Source organism: Companilactobacillus formosensis (assembly GCF_005405305.1).
Classification (GTDB): Bacteria; Bacillota; Bacilli; order Lactobacillales; family Lactobacillaceae; genus Companilactobacillus; species Companilactobacillus formosensis.
In genome coordinates, this window is record NZ_BJDU01000006.1 from 26,201 (window position 1) to 44,235 (window position 18,035).

17 protein-coding genes are annotated in these 18,035 nt (G+C 35.2%); 13 read left to right on the forward strand and 4 right to left on the reverse strand.

Translation table 11 applies throughout. From position 1 onward, the window contains the following. Positions 1–129: 129 nt before the first annotated feature. A complete protein-coding gene (dnaA, locus tag FFM65_RS07920) occupies positions 130–1,506 on the reverse strand; it encodes a chromosomal replication initiator protein DnaA (RefSeq protein WP_371851280.1) in 1,377 nt (458 codons plus the stop codon). Positions 1,507–2,004: 498 nt separating this feature from the next. On the opposite strand from dnaA, the gene rpmH reads away from it, so the two are divergent. From rpmH to FFM65_RS07980, 12 genes are all read left to right on the forward strand, one after another. Next, entirely contained in the window at positions 2,005–2,145 is a 141-nt protein-coding gene (gene rpmH, locus FFM65_RS07925; protein ID WP_010625561.1) for a 50S ribosomal protein L34, read from the forward strand. Between the two features lie 66 nt (positions 2,146–2,211). After that, a complete protein-coding gene (rnpA, locus tag FFM65_RS07930) occupies positions 2,212–2,553 on the forward strand; it encodes a ribonuclease P protein component (RefSeq protein ID WP_010017928.1) in 342 nt (113 codons plus the stop codon). Between the two features lie 30 nt (positions 2,554–2,583). Further along, positions 2,584–3,426 carry a membrane protein insertase YidC gene (gene yidC / locus FFM65_RS07935; RefSeq protein WP_059074777.1) on the forward strand — a complete coding sequence of 281 codons (843 nt, stop codon included), beginning with the start codon at positions 2,584–2,586 and terminating at the stop codon, positions 3,424–3,426. 144 nt (positions 3,427–3,570) lie between these two features. After that, positions 3,571–4,962 carry a tRNA uridine-5-carboxymethylaminomethyl(34) synthesis GTPase MnmE gene (mnmE, locus tag FFM65_RS07940; protein WP_059074778.1) on the forward strand — a complete coding sequence of 464 codons (1,392 nt, stop codon included), beginning with the start codon at positions 3,571–3,573 and terminating at the stop codon, positions 4,960–4,962. A 19-nt stretch (positions 4,963–4,981) separates the two neighbouring features. Beyond that, complete coding sequence (mnmG, locus tag FFM65_RS07945) at positions 4,982–6,889, forward strand: tRNA uridine-5-carboxymethylaminomethyl(34) synthesis enzyme MnmG (RefSeq protein ID WP_119316917.1); 1,908 nt, start codon at positions 4,982–4,984, stop codon at positions 6,887–6,889. A 426-nt stretch (positions 6,890–7,315) separates the two neighbouring features. Continuing rightward, positions 7,316–8,041 (forward strand): ABC transporter permease, encoded by a 726-nt coding sequence (locus FFM65_RS07950; protein WP_245954190.1) that lies wholly within the window; start codon positions 7,316–7,318, stop codon positions 8,039–8,041. After that, entirely contained in the window at positions 8,022–8,807 is a 786-nt protein-coding gene (locus FFM65_RS07955) for an ABC transporter permease (RefSeq protein WP_371851282.1), read from the forward strand. The genes FFM65_RS07950 and FFM65_RS07955 overlap by 20 nt, the downstream gene beginning before the upstream one ends. 10 nt (positions 8,808–8,817) lie before the next feature. After that, positions 8,818–9,819, forward strand: coding sequence for an ABC transporter ATP-binding protein (locus FFM65_RS07960; RefSeq protein WP_119316919.1), 1,002 nt, complete (start codon positions 8,818–8,820; stop codon positions 9,817–9,819). Positions 9,820–9,836: 17 nt separating this feature from the next. Continuing rightward, positions 9,837–10,898 (forward strand): ABC transporter substrate-binding protein, encoded by a 1,062-nt coding sequence (locus tag FFM65_RS07965; protein ID WP_119316920.1) that lies wholly within the window; start codon positions 9,837–9,839, stop codon positions 10,896–10,898. A gap of 14 nt (positions 10,899–10,912) precedes the next feature. Beyond that, positions 10,913–12,589 (forward strand): adenine deaminase C-terminal domain-containing protein, encoded by a 1,677-nt coding sequence (locus FFM65_RS07970; RefSeq protein ID WP_119316921.1) that lies wholly within the window; start codon positions 10,913–10,915, stop codon positions 12,587–12,589. 386 nt (positions 12,590–12,975) lie between these two features. Further along, positions 12,976–13,887 carry a Gfo/Idh/MocA family protein gene (locus FFM65_RS07975; protein WP_119316922.1) on the forward strand — a complete coding sequence of 304 codons (912 nt, stop codon included), beginning with the start codon at positions 12,976–12,978 and terminating at the stop codon, positions 13,885–13,887. 328 nt (positions 13,888–14,215) lie between these two features. Then, positions 14,216–15,433, forward strand: coding sequence for a chloride channel protein (locus FFM65_RS07980; RefSeq protein WP_119316923.1), 1,218 nt, complete (start codon positions 14,216–14,218; stop codon positions 15,431–15,433). A 7-nt stretch (positions 15,434–15,440) separates the two neighbouring features. Here FFM65_RS07980 and FFM65_RS07985 read toward each other — a convergent pair whose 3' ends face one another. The 3 genes from FFM65_RS07985 to lacA all read right to left on the reverse strand — a co-directional run bounded on the left by FFM65_RS07985 (position 15,441) and on the right by lacA (position 17,200). Beyond that, the gene (locus FFM65_RS07985) at positions 15,441–16,031 is read right to left on the reverse strand and encodes a helix-turn-helix domain-containing protein (RefSeq protein WP_119316924.1); all 591 of its coding nucleotides are present in this window, start codon (positions 16,029–16,031) and stop codon (positions 15,441–15,443) included. 144 nt (positions 16,032–16,175) lie between these two features. After that, the gene (locus tag FFM65_RS07990) at positions 16,176–16,649 is read right to left on the reverse strand and encodes an RpiB/LacA/LacB family sugar-phosphate isomerase (protein ID WP_059074790.1); all 474 of its coding nucleotides are present in this window, start codon (positions 16,647–16,649) and stop codon (positions 16,176–16,178) included. 122 nt (positions 16,650–16,771) lie between these two features. Beyond that, complete coding sequence (gene lacA, locus FFM65_RS07995; protein WP_057813448.1) at positions 16,772–17,200, reverse strand: galactose-6-phosphate isomerase subunit LacA; 429 nt, start codon at positions 17,198–17,200, stop codon at positions 16,772–16,774. Positions 17,201–17,384: 184 nt separating this feature from the next. Between lacA and FFM65_RS08000 the strand changes: the two genes are divergently transcribed. After that, positions 17,385–17,858, forward strand: a complete 474-nt coding sequence (locus FFM65_RS08000) for an RrF2 family transcriptional regulator (RefSeq protein ID WP_059074788.1) — start codon at positions 17,385–17,387, stop codon at positions 17,856–17,858. Positions 17,859–18,035 lie beyond the last annotated feature (177 nt).

Here is an 18,035-nt window from a genome sequence, read left to right on the forward strand (position 1 = left end):
TAAAGATAGAAGTAGTAGTAGGCACTGTTAAAATTGTGGAAAACTCTTCTGATAGTTGATTCTCATTGAAAAATGCATGTTATTAACAGCTGTGGATAACTGTGGGAAAAACTTAAAGTTATTAACATGTTAATTTCTGAGGTCATCTTTTAGTTCGTTGACTGACCGTTTCAAGTCAGCATCTTTAATGAGCAATTCGGATATTTTATCACAAGAATGCATTACTGTCGTGTGATCCTTACCACCAAATTCCATTCCAATCTGTGGTAGAGACTTATCAGTTAATTCTCTAGATAAATACATCGCGATTTGTCGTGGAACAACGATTGATTTTACACGTTTCTTGCCCTTGATATCTTGAACAGTCACGTGATAAAATTTGGCAACTTTGTTTTGAATCTTACTGATTGAAAGTCCGTTGCGATCGCTGGTTCGTTTGAAATCTCTTAAAGCATCGGCAGCGACTGACTTAGTAATATCAGTATTTTGAGTCGTTGAATAAGCTTGAACGCGAATAAGTGCACCCTCAAGTTCACGTACATTCGTGTCAACTTGCGCTGCAATGTAAGATAATGTGTCATTTGGAATTTCTAGATGTTCGGCTTTTGCCTTGTTGCGTAGGATTGCGATTCTAGTTTCAAGATCCGGTGCTGTAATATCAGCTGAAAGACCGCTAGTAAATCTGGAAACTAAACGTGCTTGCAATTCCGGGATTTCTTTTGGCAAACGATCTGAAGTCATCACGATCTGCTTGCCATTTTCGTAAAGCTCATTAAATGTATGGAAGAATTCTTCTTGAGTCCCCTCTTTTTTAGCGAAAAATTGAACATCATCTATTAATAGTAGATCGACGTTTCGGTATTCCTGTCTAAATTCATCTTGAGTTCTCGTTTGAATTGAATTGATAAAGTCGTTCGCGAAGGTTTCGCTAGTCACATATTTAACCTTGGCCAATGGATCTAATTTGATCATTTGATGACCAACGGCTTGCATTAAATGCGTCTTTCCTAAACCAACGCCTCCATAAATAAAGAGTGGATTGTATACTCCACCTGGATCTTCGGCAGCTGCAAGTGCGGCCGCATGTGCCATCTGATTACCACTACCAACAATAAAAGAAGAAAAAGTATACTTCGGATTTAAATGTGAATTATGAAAGACATGTTTGGGTTGAGCAGAAGTAGTTTCTGGTTCAACGTGGGGAGCAATTGTTTGTTCCTCTTTTTTTGTCGATTCTTCATCATTTTCAATTATTGGATTTAGTTCAGTTCCATTTAATTCATATGAGTAAATAGCAATTTTTTCCGTGTAGTTACGTTCCCAATAATCTTTATGAAGTTTAGTAGGTACAGAAATAAAAATGTTATTTCCATCAATGTATAAGGGATTAGCACTTTCAACCCAAGTCGAATAACTGACTGGAGTTAATTGGGATCTTAACTTATTAGTAAAGAAATCCCAAAATTCAGTCAGTTTTGGATCTGTTGAGTTATTAATATTTTGCAATTATTTCCCCCCAATCTGTAGTTGTGGATAAGTTTTTCCCTAAAATGACAATTTATAGTTTATCATTCTAAGTAATAGTTTTCCACAGAACACACGTTTAAATTTAGAAGAAATAACAACAGGTAATTTCTTAATACACATCCTTGTGGAAAAGCCAACCTGTGGATAATTATTAACAACTTTGTTCACAGTGGATAACTCACAGAAGACACTAATACCAGGTGTTACAGAGAAAAAACAAGAAGTAAACAAGCCTGTGGATAACTAAAACACAGTAAAAATCCACAGGGCAAAACTCTGTTAAAACGTCTGTGGATAAAAAAGGTTATGAAAGTTTTATTTTTTTATCCACAATTGAAATTGCGAAAAACTTTCTAAAAAAAACTTGTATTTATAGGAAATTAGTTATTTAAAAAATCGTCATAACATGATATGCTAGTTAAGCAATTGTCTGAAGAAGTGAATTTTAATTAAATATAAGAGTCAGGAGGTTTACTGATGACTACAAAGAGAACATTTCAACCAAAGAAGCGTCACCGTGAACGCGTCCATGGTTTCATGAAGAGAATGAGTACAAGTAATGGTCGCAAAGTTTTAGCAAGACGCCGTAAAAAGGGTCGTAAAGTATTATCAGCTTAGTTTTGAAGGATCACTAAACATTTGGTGGTCTTTTTTTATTACAAAACGAGAGTAGACTGGTGACATATGAGAAAAAGCTATCGAATAAAAAAAGAAAATGAGTTTCAATATGTCTATTCCAACGGGGCTTCAGTTGCAAATCGCAATTTTGTCTTATACAAAATGCCTAAAGAGGGACAAAAACATTTTCGTGTAGGACTTTCAGTCGGAAAGAAAGTTTCACATACAGCAGTTGGTCGTAATCGTATTAAGAGATATGTACGCCAATCACTATTAGAGTTGAAGCCAGAGCTTCCTGCTGAATTGGATTTCTTGATTATAGCTAGAAAACCGGCAGTAGATTTAGATATGTTTGAGACGAAAAAAAATATTGTACATTTATTGAAATTAGGTAATGTATTAAAATAGAGTTAAAAAATATGACTAATAGGTGTAAAAGTGAATAAAAAAAGCTTAAAGAAATACATAGGTGTTGCTCTACTGCTTAGTGTTGTCTTAGTTTTAGCTGGATGTTCAAACCTAAACGAGCCAATCACAAGCAATAGTACGGGATTCTGGGATCATTACGTTATTTATAGTTTTTCTAGATTCATTCTTTGGTTAGCTTCATTAGTAAATAACAGTTATGGTTGGGCCATCATAATTTTCACTATTTTAGTGAGAGTTATCTTGTTGCCACTTAACTGGTACCAAATCAAGAGTATGAATAAGCAAATGAAGATCCAACCTCAAATGCAGGCTCTTCAAAAGAAATATTCTGCTAAAGATGTGGATACTCAACAAAAACTACGTGATGAGACACAAAAACTTTATAGTGAGGCGGGAGTAAACCCTGTAGCTGGATGTTTACCATTGGTAATCCAACTACCAGTTATGTTTGCTTTGTATCAAGCTATTTATAAGACAACTCAACTTCGTAATGGTAGTTTCTTATGGATGCAACTTGGTAAAGCTGATCCATATTACATTATGGCTATTTTAGCGGCTGTATTTACTTTCTTAAGTACTTACATTTCTAGCTACTCACAGCCAACACAAAATTCGACGACAAAGATCATGACTTGGGTCATGCCAATCTTTATCTTCGTACCAGCATTAACGTTCCCATCAGCTATTACAATTTACTGGGTAGTAACTAATGCGTTCCAAGTTCTCCAGACATTGGCTTTCCAAAATCCGTTCAAGTATCGTCGTGAACAAAGAGAAGCTGCGGAAGCTGAGAAAGAAAAACAACGTCGACTTAGAAAAGCTAAGAAGCGTATTTATAAGAATCGAAAATAATTGACAATTTTAAAAAATCTCGTTAAGATATTTTTTGAAATTATTCATATATCGTATATAGAAAAGTAGTCAAGGTGCTTTTCCGTCAAACATTGGCGGATTATGCACTTTTTTTATGCTCAAAAACAAGGAAGGAAATAATTTATGCCAAGTTCAGTAACCGAATATGACACTATTGCTGCAATTTCGACGCCTCCTGGGGAAGGTGCAATCTCAATCGTTAGGATGTCGGGAGATCAAGCAGTCGATGTCGCTAAAAAAGTTTTCAAGGGACGCGATTTAGCCAAAGTTGCTAGTCACACGATCAATTATGGTCACATTTATGACCCTAGCGATAATTCTTTGGTCGATGAAGTTATGGTCTCCGTAATGCGAGCACCAAAGACTTTTACACGCGAAGATATCATTGAAATAAATACCCACGGGGGTATAGTTGCAACCAATAAAGTTCTCCAATTATTGTTGGCTTATGGCGCTAGAATGGCCGAACCAGGTGAGTTTACTAAGCGAGCCTTTTTGAATGGTCGAATTGATTTGACACAAGCTGAATCTGTGATGGATTTGATCCGTGCTAAGACTGACAAGGCTATGCAAGTGGCTGTTAATCAATTGGATGGAAATTTGCATCATTTGATTTCTAATTTGCGTCAAGAAATTTTGGATTCATTAGCTCAAGTTGAAGTTAATATCGATTATCCAGAATACGATACTGACCAGATGACAACCAAGATGCTTTTGGAAAAAGCTAAAACTGTCAGCAAGAGTATCGATGGTTTATTGAAGACAGCTGATAGTGGTGAAATTTTGCAACATGGTTTAGCTACAGCGATTGTTGGAAAACCTAATGTTGGGAAATCTAGTTTATTAAATCGACTTTTGGATGAAGACAAGGCTATCGTTACTGATGTTGCCGGAACAACTAGAGATGTTGTGGAACAATACGTCAATATCGATGGTGTACCTTTGAAACTGATCGATACTGCTGGTATTCGTGACACTGACGATAAAGTTGAAAAAATTGGTGTTGAACGTTCTAAGGCGGCACTAAAGGGTGCAGATTTGGTGATCTTAGTCTTAGATTCCAGTCGTGAATTAGAAGAAGATGATTTGGAATTACTTGACGCTACTCAAGATAAACGTCGAATCGTGATTTTTAATAAAGTTGATTTGATGCCAATCATTACTCCAAATTCAGTCGTGCAATTGAAAGCTGACGATGTGATCTTGAAGACTTCAGCTATCAAAAATGATGGGATTGAAACAATCAAACAAACTATCAGTAAATTGTTCAATGCCGGAATTGAGGATAACAGTAGTAGCAATGTTATTATCACTAGTGCTCGTCAGGCCGGATTGCTCCGTAAGGCCAAAAATAGCCTCAATGACGTTATTTCTGGAATTGAAGCAGGAATGCCTATCGACTTAGTACAAATCGATATGACGGCTTGCTGGGACACTCTCGGAGAAATTACGGGTGAAAGTTATCAAGATGAATTGATTACGCAATTATTCTCACAATTTTGTTTAGGAAAATAAGTATATAGGTGAATAAAGAATGGATATTAAGGAATTTGATTCAGAGACTTATGACGTCATCGTTGTAGGTGCCGGTCACGCTGGTTCAGAAGCTGCTTTGGCTGCTGCCAGAATGGGCCAAAAAACGCTTTTAATTACTATCAACTTGGATATGGTTGCTTTCATGCCATGTAATCCTTCTGTTGGTGGTCCTGCTAAGGGAATCGTCGTTCGTGAAATCGATGCCTTAGGTGGAGAAATGGGTCGTAACATTGATAAGACTTACATTCAAATGAGAATGCTCAATACTGGTAAAGGTCCAGCAGTTAGAGCTTTGCGTGCTCAAGCTGATAAGAATATGTATCACCGTATGATGAAAGACGTTCTAGAAGACGAACCTAATTTGACATTACGTCAAGGAATCGCCGAAAAATTGATCGTTGAAGATGGCGTCTGCAAAGGTATCATCACCGCTACAGGTGCTAGATATCATGCTAAGTCAGTTGTTTTGACAGCTGGTACTTCTTCACGAGGAAAGATTATTATTGGGGAATTGATGTATTCATCAGGTCCTAATAACAGCATTCCTTCAATCAAACTTTCAGAAGATCTTGAAAAGCATGGTTTTAAATTGACACGTTTCAAGACTGGTACACCTCCACGTGTTAATAAAAACACAATTAACTTTGACAAAACGATTGAACAACCTGGTGATAAAGAACCAAATCACTTCTCATTTGAGACGCCAGATTCAAATTACTTACAACATCAAATTTCTTGCTGGATGACTTATACAAACGCTGATACTCACAAAATCATCCGTGAAAACCTTGATCGTGCACCAATGTTCTCCGGTGTGATCAAGGGTGTGGGACCAAGATATTGTCCTTCAATCGAAGATAAGATCGTTCGTTTTGCTGATAAGCCAAGACATCAAATTTTCTTGGAACCAGAAGGTAAGGATACTAAAGAATACTACGTTGGTGATTTCTCAACTTCAATGCCTGAAGAAATCCAATTGAAGATGTTGCATTCCGTTGCTGGATTGGAAAATGCTAAGTTGATGCGTCCTGGTTATGCTATCGAATATGATGTTATCGAACCTTGGCAATTGAAATTGAACCTTGAAACTAAGATCGTTAAGAACCTCTTTACAGCTGGTCAAATGAACGGTACTTCTGGTTATGAAGAAGCTGCTGGACAAGGAATCATGGCTGGTATCAATGCTGCTTTGCGTGCTGAAGGTAAGGATCCATTTATCTTGCGTCGTGATGAAGCTTATATTGGTGTTTTGATTGACGACTTAGTTACTAAGGGAACTAACGAACCTTATCGTTTGTTGACTAGTCGCGCTGAATATCGTTTGATTTTACGTCACGATAATGCCGACTTACGTTTGACGGATTATGGCTACAAGCTAGGTTTGATTAGTGACAAGCGTTATGAAGCCTTCAAAGAAAAGCGTCAAACTATCAAAATGGAATTAAATCGTCTTTCACGTAAGATGATCACACCTAAGATGGCCTTACCTTTCTTACAGGCCCATGATTTGAAACCATTAAAGGATGGAATCTTGGCTGACCACTTCTTAAGAAGACCAGAAGTACACTATACAGATATCATTGATATGGTTGGAGAAGCTGATTATCCAGTTGATCGTCGTGTAGCCGAACAAGTAGAAATCGCTACTAAGTACGCAGGCTACATCAAGAAAGAAAAAATGCGTATCGAACGTTTGAAGAAGATGGAATCGAAGAAGATTCCTGAACGTATCGATTATACAAAGATTGATAGTTTAGCTACTGAAGCTGTTCAAAAGCTAAGCAAGATCAATCCTCAAACAATTGCTCAAGCTAGTCGTATCAGTGGTGTCAATCCAGCTGATATTGGAATTTTGAGTGTTTATATTGAACAAGGTAAAATTGCTAAGTTACCTGAAGCAAAATAATTAAAAAAATGTCATTGGGATGTAAAAATCCTAATGGCTTTTTTTTTGCACAATTTTAGCGCTATAGCGTTATGAACAACTATAAATTAAATTTTGACAATGTGTATTGTACCGATATTTATTTTTCTGAAATAAATGAACTTTCTGAATGAAAATCCTTTGTTAGTAGTGTTCGTTCAAATGAATAAAAAAATATTAATTTTAAGAATTCACTTGATTTTATATTTTACGAACGATAAAAAATAAATTATTGACATTGTTCGTGTTTTAGTATAATTTGTTGTGTATCAGATCAAATAGAAAGGTTGAACAATTTTGAAAAGATCTACCACTTTTCTTTTATTGCCGGGTTTATTAATTATTATTATTTTATTGATATATCCAGTGCTAAGAATGTTTATTCCAACTTTTACTAGTGGGAATTCTTTGTTTGAAAATTATCAATTATTCTTTTCAAGCAGTAATAACTTAAAAGTCATTTACCGAACATTAATGATTGCTGTGATTACAACGTTAGTAACTTTAGGTTTGGGATTGCCGACTGCTTATTGGATTTCGCGCTTGAATGGAAATTGGCGAAAACTAGTTAGTATTATCGTTCTTTTTCCAATATTAACTAATGCAGTCGTGAGAAACTTTGCTTGGATAATGATTCTTGGTAAGAACGGAGTGATCAATAATTTCCTAATAAAGCTTCACTTGATCAATGCACCATTAACGCTACTTTATACGAATCTTGCCATCATTATTGGAGCGGTCTATTTATTTCTACCAATCATGATTACCTCATTAGTCAGTTCTTTTTCACAATTGAACGGTGAGATAGAAGAGGCTGCTGAAGTCTTGGGAGCTAGGCCGATAGTTGTCTTTTTTAAAGTTATCTTGCCACAAGTATCTTTGGGAATATTTACTGGTTCGATTTTGGTTTTTGTAGGAGCACTAACTGCTTATACCACGCCACAATTATTAGGTGGAAATAAAAACATGGTTCTAGCTACTTTATTGCAACAACAATCGATCACTCTAGGCAACTGGACTAGTGCCAGCGTGATAGCAATTGTTTTGACGGTTATCGCTGTTGTAACGATGTTTGTTTTGAATAAGGTTTCTAAGATGCTAGATCGGAGGAATAATCTTGAAATCAAAAATTAGATTTTCATCAGTGATAGGTTTCATTGTTTTGCTGATATTAATTTTGCCACTGATGATAGTCATAATTACTTCTTTTGGAACGGAGACAGCAATATCTTTTCCAATTAAAGGTTTCACACTGAATTGGTATCACAATGTATTTCAACAACCAGATTTCGTTGATGGAATGAAAATGAGTTTTATAGTTGCCATTTTGGCGGCGGCAATTGCCTTGTTAATTGGGATCCCGGCCGTTTATGCATTAACCCATTTTCAGATTCATCATAAGAGTTGGTTCCAAAATATCTTCTTGAGTCCAGCTTTAATACCAGAAATTGTTATTGGTTTTGCACTTTATCAAACACTAGTGATTAGTTTTGGTTTACCACTGTTTTTGAGCTTATTAATTGGACATTGCTTATTGTGCTTGCCATACGTCATTCGTTTATTGACAGCAGGGATGATGGATTTCGACAATCGAATTGAAGAAGCTGCTTGGATGGTTGGGTATAACAAAATCGTGACATTTTTCAAAGTCGTTATTCCTAATATTAAACAGAGTATTTTGGCAGCGTTTATCCTCTCATTTATTACTTCTTTCAACAATATTCCAATTACTTTATTCATGAATGGACCATCGTTGAACATGCTACCAACTTCCATTTTGAATTATTTGGAAAACAATTATGATCCAACTGTATCAGCAGTATCAGTTATTTTAATGCTCATCACAGCCGCTTTGATGATGATTGCTGAGAAGTATTTGGGATTAAACAAACTAACTTAGGAGACATATTTTGGCACAAATAAAAATAGAAGATCTAACTCTTTCGTATCAAAAAAATAAACAAATTCTAAAAGATTTGTCGCTGGAAATTAATGATGGTGAATTGTTATCGATTTTAGGACCTAGTGGTTGCGGAAAAACGACCATGTTAAGGCTGATATCGGGACTGTTACCGATTCAAGGTGGTTCTATTAAAGTTTCTGGAAGAGACATTTCCAAAGTACCAGTTTACAAGCGAAATTTCGGAATGGTTTTCCAAAGTTATGCTTTATTTCCTCATATGACAATTTTTCAAAATGTAGCCTTTGGATTAAAGCGTAAAAAATTATCTAAAGAAATAATTTCAGAAAAAACTGTCAGTATTTTGAAAACGACCGGCTTGATAGATTTGAAAGATAGAATGCCAAGTGAATTATCTGGTGGACAGCAACAACGAGTTTCTTTAGCCCGTGCTTTAGCTATTAATCCTGATGTTTTATTGTTAGATGAACCTTTGAGTAATCTGGATGCTAAGTTGCGAATAGAAATGCGTGAAGAAATTAGTCGCTTACAAAAAAAGATGAAAATGACAACAATTTTTGTAACTCATGATCAAGAAGAGTGCTTCGCCATTTCAGATCGTGTGGCGGTAATGAATAAAGGCAAGATTGAACAACTTGATACGCCTGAACGAATTTATCAACATCCAAAGACACGTTTTGTAGCTGAATTTATTGGTTATGACAACTTTATCTCTAAGGAGTGGGCTACGGAACATAGTTGGAGTTATAACGATACGAATTCAGGTAAGTATCTGACAATTAGACCCGAGAACATCAAAGTGGGTACGGGAAACAATACTTTAAAGGGCAAGATAACAGCCCGTAATTTTTTAGGTGATTGTTATCAATATATCGTTGAGACAGAATTAGGTCGAATGAAAGTTGATACTGACAATAGGGACTATCAAATAGGCTCTGAACTAACTTTATATTTTGATAAACAATCACTAATTGAATTAGAGGATAAATAAAATAAATAGGTGGAAATATGAAAAAATTTGCAAAGATTTTAACTATCGTTACAACGCTTTTGATTGCATTGACAGTTGCTGGATGTGGAAAAACTGCCAATAAACAATTAACTGTTTCAACTTTTGGTTTAGCAACTAAACAAATGACTAGAGATGTTTTTAATCCATTTGCTAAAGCTAACAATTTAACAGTTAAGAGTCAGTTCGGGGACAGTTCTTCTAGATTCACGCAAATCTCACACAATCCAAATTCTGGCGTTGATGTCATTGAATTGGCTCAAAATAATGCCGTTGCTGGTAGTAACAAGAATTTATTCAAGAAACTTGATTTCAGTAAGATTAAGAATTTCAAATATCTTTCAAAAGATCAACAAAAATTAGCTAAGGAAACTAATAGTGTTCCTTATACAGTCAATAGTATCGGGATTATTTACAATCCTAAAAAGATTGGCAAAATCACTTCCTGGGATCAACTTTGGGATAAGAAATTAGAAGGTAGAATTGCTATTCCTGATATTGCAACAACATTTGGTCCAGCGATGGTTTATATTGCTAATCAACATGCTCAAAATCTTCAAGCAAGTTCCAGTTTTGTAGACAACGGAAAGGTTGATGAAAAACAAGCCTTCGCACAATTGAAAGCTTTGAAACCGAATGTAGTAAAGACTTATGCTAAATCTTCTGATCTAGCCAATATGTTTAAATCCGGTGAAATCGATGCTGCCGTTGTAGGTGACTTTGCTGTTGGGATGATCAAGAATGCTGCTCCTGATGTTGAATACATGGTTCCAGAATCAGGCACATATGCTAACTATGATACAGTTTCAATTTTGAAGAATAGTAAAAATGAAGATGCAGCATACAAGTACATCGATTACCGTATCAGCAAAGCTTCTCAAGCTAAAGTTGCTGAATCAAATTCATTAAATAATGCTCCAGTTAATTCATCAGTAACATTGAAAGATCCACAGTATATGACTTATGGCGATACTGCTAAACGCGCTAAGATGATTGATTTCAATTATGTTAACAAAGAATTGCCATCATGGATCAAACAATGGAATCAAACTATGAACTAAAAAGGAAGTTGAAAATGCAAGTAGATACGTTGATTGAAAACGGACTAGTTTTTAATACTTTTTCACAAAAATTTGAAAGAAAAGATATTGCAATTGAAAACGGGAAAATCTTAATGGTTGGAGTTAATTTACAATTTGACGCTAAAAAAATCGTCGATGCGCATGATCGTTATATTATCCCTGGTTTGATCGATTCGCATATGCATATAGAAAGTTCCATGACTGATCCCGCTCATTTTGGAAATGAAGCCGTTAAATTTGGAACAACGACGGTCATCGCCGATGCACATGAGATTTCAAATGTGGCTGGAATCAAAGGTTTAAAAGATTTCATGGCTCAAAAGAGCATTATTGATGTCTTTTATGCGCTACCTTCTTCAGTTCCTTCAACTAGAACTGAAATGGAAACTACTGGCGGCGTGATTGGACTAAAAGAGACGGAAGAATTACTTAAAGATCCTAGAATCGTTTGTTTAGGTGAAGCGATGAACTTTAAGGGAATAGTTTCACAACCAGAATCTTTAATTAGACAGCTTATTAAGCTATGTAAAGAACTCAGACCAACGATGCCTCTAGAGGGACACTGTCCTCAATATTCTGGCTTAGACCTAGCTAAATTTGCTGCTAGTGGAATTACATCTGATCATACGTATCAAACGCCAACTAGTATTGTTGAACGAATCAACAATGGCATGTTTATCCAGTTCCAAAAGAAATCAATGTCAAAAGAAAACATGCAGACGATTATTGATCACAATTTCTATGAATATGCAGCTTTTGTAACTGATGATGTGATGGCTGACGATTTGGTTAATGGACATTTGAACGTTATCGTTAAAGAAGCCATTGATATGGGAATGCCAGCAGAAAAAGCTATTTACATGGCAACTTACACTCCTGCTAGAAGGATGTCCTTGAATGACCGTGGTGCAATTGCTCCAGGTAGAGTAGCTGACTTGATCTTTTTAGATGATCCACAACGATTTAATATTCAAGAAGTTTATAAATCCGGTCAATTAAGCACTGATATAACGCCGTTACAACCAGAATTTCCGGCATCATTGAAGAACTCAGTTAAGGTTAAAAAAATAACGACGGCTGATTTAGAATTATCAAGTGACAAAACTAGTGTTTTAGCTAATGTAATTGAAATAAACCAACAAGGTACTTTTACAAAACACGTTCAAGAAAGATTAGCAGTTAAGAATGGTTTAGTAGATTGGCAAAGTGCAGGTTTGTCGTTACTGATGGTTCAAGAACGTTACGGTAAAAATGGCAATATTAGTTTTGCTTTGGTAAAAAATGCTTTGAATAAATCTGGAGCTATTGGAACAACTTGGGCTCACGATCATCACAACTTAATGGTTATGGGGACTGACTTAGAATCAATGGTCGTAGCCCAACACAAATTGATGGATGAGCAAGGTGGCTACGTTGTAGTAAAACATGGTCAATTAGTTGCGAATGCGCTATTAAATATTGGTGGAATCATTAGTTCAAAACCAGTAGCTGAATTAGCAGAGGAGATTAAACAAGTACGTACAGAAATGCAAAACTTGGGATATCACAATTTCAACGAAATAATGTCCTTCTCGACAATCTCACTTTTAGTTTCTCCAGAATTAAAGATTTCTGATGTAGGGATGTTTGATGTTAAATCACAACGTAAGGTCCCACTCTTTGAAGAATAATCGAGATAGTGAATAAGACTCTATTAGAATATATTTTTTATTCTTTTAGAGTTTTATTTTTAAGTTTTATTTATCATATGATAAATAAAACTGATAGGCGTTATAACGTGAAAAACATAGCAGGATTGATCATCCATTTTTAAATAAGCATTTAGCAAACTACACAAAACAAGGAAATTATCGAGTGATAATCAAAAACGTAACGACGTTATGATTAATGAAAAGACTTTAAAATAATGCCAATATGGATTCATTTAATTGATTTGGATTCGAAGAAACTATCATTGGTGGTAAAATTGTTTCAATAGATGTTTCGAAAACGATTACAGATAATCCTTTGGATTTGTTCGAAAGATATCTCAGGAAATATTTTAAGAGGTGATAGTATGGAAAAAATTGGAGTCATCGGTCTAGGAAATATTGCACAAAAGGCTTATTTACCAGTTATGGCTACATTACAAGATAAATTTGAGTGGCATTTAACTACTAGAAATGAACAAAAAGGTAAAATGTTGGAAACTAAGTATGGTTTCAAGCACTTCCATCAAACACTTGATGAATTGATTGCTGAGAAACCATTGGCAGTTTTTGTACATACGCCAACTAAAACTCATTATGAAATCATTAAACAGCTGCTAAATAATGATATTAATGTTTATGTTGATAAGCCAATTTCTGAAGATTTGGATCAGGTTGAAGAATTGTATAAATTAGCTGAAACCAGGGGTCTGATGCTAACTTGTGGCTTCAACCGCCGTTTCGCACCATTTGATCAAAAATTGAAACAAATTTCTGATAAGCGAACAATTGTCTCAGAAAAAATTCGTGAGAATTCGCCCCAACCAGCAGAATTTGCTATTTTTGATTTGATGATTCATTCAGTAGATACGGCTCTTTATTTGATGGATGAAAAAATTGAACGAGTGAATAACTTTGTAGTAACTAATGACGAAGGTGATTTGGAACAAGGTTATATCACAATTGAAGGTCAAAAGAGTCACGTTCAGGTAATTACGAATATGGTCGGCGGCAGCAACTTGGAATTGTCGACTGTTCAAGGATCAACAACACGTCAAACAGTAACGAACTTGAATCTTTTGGAAACTTTCCAAACTGGGATGACGACACAAACTTCACGTCCAGATTGGGAAGAGACTTTAGTAACAAGAGGCTTTGATCCGATTATTCGTGCCTTTCTAAAAGCTGTGAGTGAACATTTAGATAATCCAGTAAGTCCAGAATCGTCCATTTTAAGTCATAAATTATGTTTTGATTTGGTGAAATCCTTACAAAAATAATTGACCCAATATCTTGGGGTAGATATGAATTTTGCTACAAGATGTTCCATGTGGAACAAATTACAATAAAAGCTTGATGTAGTAAGATCGAAAACTCTTGAAGATTGAAAAAGAATCCGATTTTTTAAATGAGAAGTAACTAATTGTAGTTTAAAAAATAATTGACTTGTACTAGGAAAGCATGTCATACTACTGGCGGTGCCAAACCTAGATAAGGGAATTTGGTTGGCGCATTAGCGTTTGGAAAATCGATGCACCTTATCACGAAGACTTCACATTTTATGTGGAGTTTTTTTTATAATTTTATAAATTTTTAAAAGGCGTACAAATGACAAAAAGAATAGCATTAGTTAGTTATGGATTGATTTTAAGTGCTGTTATCGGTGTGATTGCAGCTTTATTTTTAATAATTGAAAATTTATTGTCGGAGTCAGTTTGGATGACAAATAATCAATTACTTTGGATGACAAATAATCAATTACTACAGATTTTGTTGGTAGTAGTTGGTAGTTTTATTTTGTATTTTCTTTTGAAAAAATGGCCAAATCTTCCTAAAACAGCTCATGATTCAATAGTAGAGTTAAAAACCAGTCAAACAATTGATTATCAAGATGTCTTCGTTAATTTATTGATTACTTTGGTTATTTTAACTTTTGGAGCTGGAGTTGGACCAGAAGCGGCCTTATTAAGCGCCATTATTTCGCTGTCAATTTGGCAAGCTGATAATTTACGTTACTTATATTTTCACTACGATGAATTAAAACAGCTTCAAGTTAATGAACGCATGCAACGATTGTTCAATCCTTTTGCATATCGACAAAAATATGATCAAAAAATAGCTCCCAAAGCTACCAAAATCGTTAGACAGAAGAAAATATTGTATGGAATATTCGCTCTCAACGGTGTCATTAGTTTCGGATTATTATTACGTCAAACTGATCAACCATCATTTGTGACCAAGCTAGGGCAAACTAATTGGAATGTAAAACAAATTTGGATTGTACCGGTATTAATGATTTTCGGAATGATTTTTGCTCGAATTTGCAAGTGGGGAGATCGTGTTTTTACTAAGCAAATGTCCAATATTTCTTTGTCCTTGTCAGTGAAAGTAGCAATTGGAGCTTTAGGAATCATAGTTATTGTTTTATTAGAGCCAGAATTACTATTTTCAGGTCAACATAGTTTGCATCTATTGGTAGGTGACTGGTCACAAAGGACAGCTTTATTTTTGATTGGAATGGCAATTTTAAAACTGATTTTCCTCGCTTGGTGTTTAAATTTCAATTGGCGTGGAGGAGATATTTTTCCATTAACTTTTGCGGCAATGACTTTAGGTTTTGCGGCAGCTCAGTTGCTACCAAACTTTGATAAATTGCTGATTGTAGCAGTAGTGGCTACGACATTTTTGTCAGAAATGGTTTCACCAATCATTGGCGGAATTTTCTTGATATTTTTCTTTCCGATTCAGTTATGGGTAATTATCTTAGTGGTAGCTGGATTACTATACGTAATTAATAAAAAAACTGCTTCTGTACGACAAAAATAGAATTTTGTTATTTTTTAAATTTTCTCACTATCATAATTACTAAAAGACCAGCAAATATTCCTGTGAAAAGGCCAGAGAATTTATATTCATTAGCAAAGTAGAGTATTAAAGCAGCAATTAAAGATAGAACGGTTAGAAAAGGCACCATTTTCAAAGCGATAGATTGATTGTTGGACCTTTCTTCAATTTTATTTTTAAAACGAGCAAGAATAATCATAGCGGTAATGTTTAAGAGTCCCATTATAAAAATGATTATGCTGACTAAAGCTGTTAGCTTGATAATATCGAACAGGCTCAGCATGAGAAAGCCCAGGAATATAATGTCGATTGCTGTCAAGATCCAAATGATGGGTCTAATGCTTTGCAAGATTTCTTGTTTTTTCAAATATTCGGTCATACCAGTATCCTCCTTGAGAAGTTGATCTAATGAAACCTGGTAGTAGTCACTCAAACGAATCAGACTATCAATATCGGGATAGCTGTGTTCAGTTTCCCAACTGGAAATAGTTTGTCGAGAGACATGTAAATCTTGTGCTACTTTTTGTTGAGTAAATTTACGTTGTAGTCGTTCTTGTTTCAAATGATTGCCAAATTTCATCGTTATCTCCTCTTTTCAATTTTGATATTAAACTTATGGTTGCTGGAAACCTAGCAAAGATTCTAAGCATAGTAAATAACACAAAAATACCCTCAAAGTTAGAACAACTTTGGGGGTAAAATTCAAATATAATTAATTTTTTAGTTAGTCGTGATAAATGCCTTGAGCCCATTTCTTATTTTCACTGTCGAAGAAATTAGGGTTGTCAGTTTGATCAGGATTTGGTGTAGCAATCTTGTTGATTCTATCAATCAAATCTTTATTGTGATCGTCTGGCTTGTACTTAGCATTTAAGTAATAATCAACGATATCGAAAACAAAATCACGTCCTAAAACAATTCCGGCAAAGGCCAAAACGTTAGCATTCAATTGTTCCTTGGCATAAACAGCTTGAGCAATATTACCAACGATTGCAGCACGGATACCGTCATTTTTATCTGCAGCAGTACCGATACCAATACCAGTACCACAAAGAACGATAGCACAGTCAGCACGGCCGTCGTTTACTGCATCAGCAGCACGTTTACCATAAATTGGGTAGTGAGTTCTTGTATGATCGTAAGTTCCGACATCTAAGACCCGATAGCCTTCAGACTTTAAGTGATCAGAAATCAACATCTTTAGATCAGTTACGATGTGATCATTAGCTAAAGCAACAATAGTGTGCTTATCAATTTTTGGATCAACGTACTCAGGTTGAGCTCTATCTTCATCATAGTCATATTTATCAGTAGCCATAATTAAATCATCTCCTCAAGCATATTTAGACGTACTTGGTGTCTACCAGCAGCATAATCAGTCTTTAAGTAACGGTTAATAATTGATAAAGCTAATTGTGGTCCGACAATTCCAGAACCAATGGCAATTGCTTTAGCACCATTATGTAAAGCTGTCATATGGCCAGTACGTTCTTCCTCAACGTTGGCTGTAACCATACCTTTAACTTTATCGGAAGCCATAGTACTACCGACACCATAAGCATCAAACATAATTGCTTTTTTAATACCGCTTTCAAGAACCTTATGAGTAACTGCCAATGAGGATTCAATAAAGTCCTTAGCAGGAGTAGGTGTAAGATCGATTACATCGTAGCCTTGCTTAGTCAAATTATTCTTAACGAATTCTTTTAGTTCAAATCCGTCTTTATCAGAACCTAAAACTACTTGCATATTTACTTCCTCTTTTCCACGAACTATTATTGTTATGTGCATTAGAAGTGTTCATTTGACCCCTCAGAAACACTTTCTAATCAACATATTAGATGATAAAATTAAGACAAATGTTTAATCAAATCATTTAGGGATATAATGTATCCCTAATAACGATAATAGTTTTATGAAGAAGGTGTGTCAAGTGAAAATATCATCAGGTTGGGAACAATCTATTTATGTTTTGTTAATCTTATCTCGGCTACCAAAGGGCAAGCATATCAACTCTTTGGCACTAAGTGAACGGCTTCATGTATCACACTCGTATTTGAAAAAAACAATTAAATCACTAGTAAAGGAAGGATTAGTAAAATCGTCTCCTGGTAAGCTAGGTGGTTTTTCTTTGGCAATACCACTTGATGAAATTGATTTTTATAAGGTCTTTATGGCTATCGAAGGTCGAGAAAAGGTTTTTGCTAGTCAACACTTGCTGGTGCAGTTCTTAAATAAAGACAAGCCTAAATTAGAGCCTTGTGCGGTTAGTTCGGCGATGGATAATATTGAGAATACTTTAAAAACAACAATGAATAGCATTACTTTGAATACGATGATGAAACAGATTCAAGAAAATTATGATATTGATGATTTGGATGAATGGATTAAGACTGTCGCTAAATAATACTTAAAAGAATCTCGCTTTTAGTTAGGTTACTGTTAGACGTCGTCGTCCGTTACGTTTTGTGGATGCTCAGTACCGACTATAACGTTTTTATTATTTATTTCGTGCAATTCAAAAAGCATCTACTTTAGATATATAGTGTGTATCGCATGCTGCACACTTTATCTAAGTAGATGC